This is a genomic window from Arthrobacter sp. CC3 (assembly GCF_039907775.1).
Classification (GTDB): Bacteria; Actinomycetota; Actinomycetes; order Actinomycetales; family Micrococcaceae; genus Arthrobacter.
Window position 1 is genome coordinate 1 of the sequence record NZ_JARCCY010000090.1, and the last position, 4,482, is coordinate 4,482.

Here is a 4,482-nt window from a genome sequence, read left to right on the forward strand (position 1 = left end):
AGGCCGCGGACCAGGTACATGTTGGAGGACAGCGGCTGGCCGGTGATGGGGAAGTTCTCCACGGCGCGGAGCGTGTGGACACCCCAGTACGCGGCGGCAGGGACATCGCGGTCACCCAGCAGGTCGTGTTCGGAGCGGGTGTCCAGGGTGGTGGGGGATGTGTTCATTGGGGTCCTCACAGGGCTTCGTTGACGGGCTTGGACGAAAAATTTTGGGCGGTACGGATCTGGGGCCGGGGCAGGCGGGAGTGACGCCTCAGCCTGCACGGTGGCATGGCTATGCCACAGCAAGGAGGCGGGGCGGGGCTTGCCGCGGAAAGGGCAAGCCAGGGGAAGGTGGGTACGGTTCGGGGTTTAGGAGCTAGCGCGTATGGCCGGCCCTGGAGTTCCCGCTTCCGGGGACGATGGTGCCCAGGGCGCATTCCACCCCGTGCAGATGCATTCTCATGGCTTGGGATGCTTCCTCGGCTGATCCGCTCTCGATGGCAGCGAAGATGCGGGCGTGCTCCTCACCCGATTCCTTGCGCCGGTCAGCCACGAGGTTGAGTGTGTTCGACTGGTTGGCCATGGCGTCGCAGATGTCTGAGAGGAACGATTCGAACACGCCATTGCCGCTGCACCGGGCGATGGTCACGTGGAACTCGGTATTCAGAAGCACCCACTGCTGGAGATCGTCCTCCTCGGACATTTCGCGCAGGATCTCCCGGAGGGCTTCCAGGTCCTCGCTGCTGCGGCGTTGCGCAGCAAGCCCAGCGGCAGGCACTTCCACGTGGGGACGTGCCTCCACGAGGGCGCTTGCCGAGTACTTGCCAAGTTTGAGGTCCTGGGCAACTTTGTCAGCAATGACGAAGGTGCCCTTGCCTGTGTGGGTGGCGGTCAGCCCCAATGCGGTGCATGAACGTAGCGCCTCCCTGACCATCGTGCGGCTCACGCCGTACTGCTTTGCAAGGGATGCCTCCGAGTCGAGGCGGGTGCCGACCGGGATCCTGCCGCCTTCGATAGCGCTACGGAGGGATGCGAAGACCGCCTCAGCCGCGCCAACGCGTACAACTCGATCTTGTGCAGCTGTCCAGCTGTCCAACAGGTCCATGCTGAAACTATGGCACCTGTCACACGGCGTGTCAAAGGTGTCCTGAATGTTGCGGTTGCTGTGCCCGCAGAACGGCTCGCCGCAGCCAGGTCAGCCGCGGTAGTCCTCCACCTGCTTGACCGGCCGCGGTGCCGCTTCGTCCGGGTTCTCCCCGTACTGCACCTTGGCCCGCCGCTGGCGAAGCAGGTCCCAGCACTGGTCCAGGTCCTCTTCGATGCGCTTGAGCCGCGTGCGGTCTGGGGCATGCTCCGGCCCGGGCGCAGCAGATTCCGCTTTTTCGCGAAGCTCGCGTTCCTCCTCAACGAGTCCTTGGATGCGTTGCAGGATGTCCTGTTCGTCCACGGTGTCCTTCTTCCTGGCGGGGGTACCAGCCAGCGTAGTGTCGCCCGCGGTGCCTGACCAGAACCTGTCGGCCCGGGTTAGGCCGACTTCCCCAATGTGGCCACGTGCACAGCGACGCCCAGATCCCGGATGTTCTCCTGCATTTCCCCAGAGAGCTGCTCGTCCGTCACCACGGCGTCAAGCTTTTCAAGCGGTGCCACGTTGAACTTGGAAACGGTGCCGAATTTGGTGCTGTCCGCCAGCAGGAAGCACGACGACGAAGCCTCCAGGGCTGCCAGCTTCACTTCCACCTTGTCCATGGACGGCGTCGTGACGCCCCGGGACATGTTCCACGTGCCGGTGCTGAGGAAGAACAAATCGATGTTGATGGACTTGATGGCGTCCGCGGCGATGCGACCGCAGCTGGATGCGCTGGAGGGGTCCACGATGCCGCCGGTATGTATTGTCTCGATGTTCGGATATGCGAAGAGGCTGGTGACCACATAGAAGTCGTTGGTGACCACCGTGAGGTTCTTGTGTCCGCCAAGGTAGGGGACCACGGACTGGCAGGTGGTGCCCGCGTCGAGGAAAATCACCATGTCATCCTCCACGAACCCTGCCGCGAGTTCAGCGATGGCCTGCTTGCGGGGCAGTTCCAGCTGCGCCCTGAACTCGCGTTCCCGAGGCGGCTCTTGGCTGGTCCACTCCGCCAGGCGTACGCCGCCCTGGACGGACACCACTTGGCCCAGGTCCTCCAGCGCCGTGATGTCCCGCCGGACGGTCATGTGGGAGACGTTCATGTAATCCGTGAGGCTGCGGATGCTCAGGACGCCTTCGCGCCGAAGCAGCCGGAGGATCTCCTGGTGGCGCTGCTCGGGGATCAGCGGTCGTGCTGTCGTGCTCACGAGGGGCTCCTTCGGGGATGTCGTCACAACCATCTTAACAACTTTTCACACACTGTTCTGATTTGTGAATATTTGGGGTAATCTCTTAATTGATGTTAAACAAATTTGAGACCCTAGAGACCATCGTCCGAACCGGCGCCCTGCTGATCGCCCGGCTGGATTCGGCCGACGAGGCCTACCGCGTTGCCGAGGCCGCCATCGACGGCGGCATCCGCGCCGTCGAGGTCCCGTTGACTGTTCCCGGTGCGCTCGGCGTCATTGAGCGCCTTGCTGACAAGTACGGCGACCAAGGCATTGTGGTGGGAGCAGGTACCGTCCTCGATGCCGAAGCGGCCTACGCCTCGGTTTCGGCAGGTGCGCGTCTGCTGGTCAGCCCACAACTGAACCCCAACATGATCGCCACCGCCAACCGGTACCAGGCGGTCACCGCGAGTGGCGCGTTCACCCCCACCGAGGTGCTCAACACGCTCGAAGCCGGCGCCGACATCGTCAAGCTGTTCCCCGCCGAACTCGGCGGACCGGCTTACGTGAAAACAATCATGGCGCCCTTGCCGCAGGCACCCATCATGCCGTCAGGCGGGGTGACTCCGGAGAACGTCGCAGCGTGGTTCGCTGCGGGTGTGACCGCCGTCGGCGTGGGCAGCTTTGTCACCAAAGCTGCCCAGAACGACGGCGATTACGGACTCGTGTCCCAGGCGGCACGGACGTTCCTCGCAGCAATCGACGACGCCCGCCGCTAAGCCCGGGAACCCCCAGAACCGACAGCCACTGTCGCCAGAACACAAAGGAGTGAGCTGCATGAGCCAAGCTTCAGCAGAAATCGATACGTCCCAGGAGAAGCCGTTGAAGAGCGTCCGGATCAGGTGGTACCTGATCGCGCTGCTCGTCATCGGCGGCATCGTCAACTACCTGGACCGCAACAACCTCAGCATCGCCAACACCACCATCGCCAAGGAATTCGGCCTCAACACCCTGCAGATGGGCCTGTTGCTTTCGGCGTTCTCCTGGCCTTATGCCATCGCGAACCTTCCCGCCGGCTACCTCGTGGACCGGTTCGGACCGAAGAAGATGTTCGCCTGGGCGGCGGGGTTGTGGTCCATCGTGTCCATGCTGTCGGCGCTGGCCAACTCCTTCGGCTTCCTTTACGCGGCCCGTGTTGCGCTGGGTATCTCCGAGTCCCCGTTCTTCACATCGGGGCTCAAGGTGGCGGACAAGTGGTTCAATAAGACCGAGCGGGCATTGCCGGTCTCAATCGTTAACACCGGTTCACAGATTGCCAACGCGATTGCGCCGCCGCTGCTGACGTTCCTGATGCTCACCATGACGTGGCGCGGCATGTTCGTCGTTATCGGCGCCTTCGGCATCGTCATTGCCCTGGTCTGGCTGCGGATCTACCGCGACCCCACGATGAAGGAACAGTTCATCATCAAGGGCGCCGAGTTCGAGGAACAGCAGCAGCCGAAGGAAAGGCAGGCCGGCTGGGGCGAACTCCTCAAGCAGAAGAACACCTGGTTCATGGTCCTCGGCGCGTTCGGCATCTTCTACACGGTGTGGGTCTACCTCACCTGGCTGCCCAGCTACCTCCAGACCGCACGCGGCTTCAGCCTGAGTCAGATCGGCTGGCTCGCAGGCCTGCCGTTCCTGTGCGGCGTCATCGGTGTCCTGACCGGCGGCATCCTCTCCGGCAAACTGATCAAACGCGGAGTCCCCACCATCACGGCCCGCAAGATCCCGATCGTGGGTGGTGCACTCCTCGCCGCTGCCGCTGTGCTTCCGGTGGCGTACGTCGAGAACACGGCACTGGCCATCGTGCTGCTGTCCGTCGGCTACTTCGCGGCCCAGGTGCCGATCGGGGTCCTCTGGACACTGGCGTCGGATATCGCGGAATCCAACCAGGTGGCATCCCTGGGCGCGATCCAGAACTTCGGCGGGTTCCTCGGCGCCGCGGTGGCACCGATCGTCACCGGGTTCATCCTGAACGAGACCGGCGGCAACTACACGCTAGTGTTCCTAATCGGCGGCATGCTGCTGATCGTCGGTGCCCTGTCCTACGGCATCTTCGTCAAGGACCGCCGCGCGGCTATCTCGGCCTAGGAGGCTGCTGAACAACGCGGTTGCGGGGCGGGTGGAACGCCACCAATGGCCGTCTAGCGGCGTGTTCTGGTCA

At 63.4% G+C, this 4,482-nt stretch carries 5 protein-coding genes and 1 pseudogene; 2 read left to right on the forward strand and 4 right to left on the reverse strand.

What is annotated here, in order from left to right; translation table 11 throughout:
* The 4 genes and pseudogenes from aspA to PV761_RS24040 form a co-directional block, all read right to left on the reverse strand.
* Nucleotides 1–167: pseudogene (gene aspA, locus PV761_RS24025) on the reverse strand (aspartate ammonia-lyase); the annotation flags it as partial.
* A gap of 193 nt (nucleotides 168–360) precedes the next feature.
* A complete protein-coding gene (locus tag PV761_RS24030) occupies nucleotides 361–1,089 on the reverse strand; it encodes a FadR/GntR family transcriptional regulator (RefSeq protein WP_043438616.1) in 729 nt (242 codons plus the stop codon).
* Nucleotides 1,090–1,179: 90 nt separating this feature from the next.
* Nucleotides 1,180–1,431: a DUF2630 family protein gene (locus tag PV761_RS24035; RefSeq protein ID WP_347900026.1), complete on the reverse strand. Its 252-nt coding sequence runs from the start codon at nucleotides 1,429–1,431 to the stop codon at nucleotides 1,180–1,182.
* A gap of 77 nt (nucleotides 1,432–1,508) precedes the next feature.
* A complete protein-coding gene (locus tag PV761_RS24040) occupies nucleotides 1,509–2,315 on the reverse strand; it encodes a DeoR/GlpR family DNA-binding transcription regulator (protein WP_028271269.1) in 807 nt (268 codons plus the stop codon).
* A 92-nt stretch (nucleotides 2,316–2,407) separates the two neighbouring features.
* On the opposite strand from PV761_RS24040, the gene PV761_RS24045 reads away from it, so the two are divergent.
* Together PV761_RS24045 and PV761_RS24050 are read left to right on the forward strand one after the other, a co-directional pair.
* Nucleotides 2,408–3,055, forward strand: coding sequence for a hypothetical protein (locus tag PV761_RS24045; protein WP_347900027.1), 648 nt, complete (start codon nucleotides 2,408–2,410; stop codon nucleotides 3,053–3,055).
* Nucleotides 3,056–3,113: 58 nt separating this feature from the next.
* Nucleotides 3,114–4,409 (forward strand): MFS transporter, encoded by a 1,296-nt coding sequence (locus PV761_RS24050; protein ID WP_347900028.1) that lies wholly within the window; start codon nucleotides 3,114–3,116, stop codon nucleotides 4,407–4,409.
* Nucleotides 4,410–4,482 lie beyond the last annotated feature (73 nt).